The sequence below is a fragment of the Streptomyces sp. NPDC002845 genome, from assembly GCF_053591955.1.
This window is the reverse complement of sequence record NZ_JBSFUU010000205.1, coordinates 1,383-2,579: the sequence shown is the minus strand read 5'-3', so window position 1 is coordinate 2,579 and position 1,197 is coordinate 1,383. Positions and strand designations below refer to the sequence as shown.

The 1,197-nt window shown below is 57.3% G+C and carries 1 rRNA gene (cut by a window edge); it reads right to left on the bottom strand.

From position 1 onward, the window contains the following. Nucleotides 1-21 precede the first annotated feature (21 nt). Nucleotides 22-1,197: ribosomal RNA gene (locus ACWD3C_RS48315) — 23S ribosomal RNA — on the bottom strand (its annotated part continues 1,382 nt past the right edge of the window); the annotation flags it as partial.

The window sequence follows — 1,197 nt, the reverse complement described above, 5'->3', positions numbered from 1 at the left end:
ACACAGTGGACGCGAGCAACTGAGGACAAGCCCTCGGCCTATTAGTACCGGTCACCTCCAGCGGTTACCCGCCTTCCAGATCCGGCCTATCAACCCAGTCGTCTACTGGGAGCCTTACCCCCTCAAGGGGGTGGGAGTCCTCATCTCGAAGCAGGCTTCCCGCTTAGATGCTTTCAGCGGTTATCCCTCCCGAACGTAGCCAACCAGCCATGCCCTTGGCAGGACAACTGGCACACCAGAGGTTCGTCCGTCCCGGTCCTCTCGTACTAGGGACAGCCCTTCTCAAGACTCCTACGCGCACAGCGGATAGGGACCGAACTGTCTCACGACGTTCTAAACCCAGCTCGCGTACCGCTTTAATGGGCGAACAGCCCAACCCTTGGGACCGACTCCAGCCCCAGGATGCGACGAGCCGACATCGAGGTGCCAAACCATCCCGTCGATATGGACTCTTGGGGAAGATCAGCCTGTTATCCCCGGGGTACCTTTTATCCGTTGAGCGACGGCGCTTCCACAAGCCACCGCCGGATCACTAGTCCCGACTTTCGTCCCTGCTCGACCCGTCGGTCTCACAGTCAAGCTCCCTTGTGCACTTACACTCACCACCTGATTGCCAACCAGGCTGAGGGAACCTTTGGGCGCCTCCGTTACCCTTTAGGAGGCAACCGCCCCAGTTAAACTACCCATCAGACACTGTCCCTGATCCGGATCACGGACCCAGGTTAGACATCCAGCACGACCAGACTGGTATTTCAACGACGACTCCCACCACACTGGCGTGCGATGTTCACAGTCTCCCAGCTATCCTACACAAGCCGAACCGAACACCAATATCAAACTGTAGTAAAGGTCCCGGGGTCTTTCCGTCCTGCTGCGCGAAACGAGCATCTTTACTCGTAGTGCAATTTCACCGGGCCTATGGTTGAGACAGTCGAGAAGTCGTTACGCCATTCGTGCAGGTCGGAACTTACCCGACAAGGAATTTCGCTACCTTAGGATGGTTATAGTTACCACCGCCGTTTACTGGCGCTTAAGTTCTCAGCCTCGCCCACCCGAAAGTGAGCTAACCGGTCCCCTTAACGTTCCAGCACCGGGCAGGCGTCAGTCCGTATACATCGCCTTACGGCTTCGCACGGACCTGTGTTTTTAGTAAACAGTCGCTTCTCGCTGGTCTCTGCGGCCACCCCCAGCTCACAC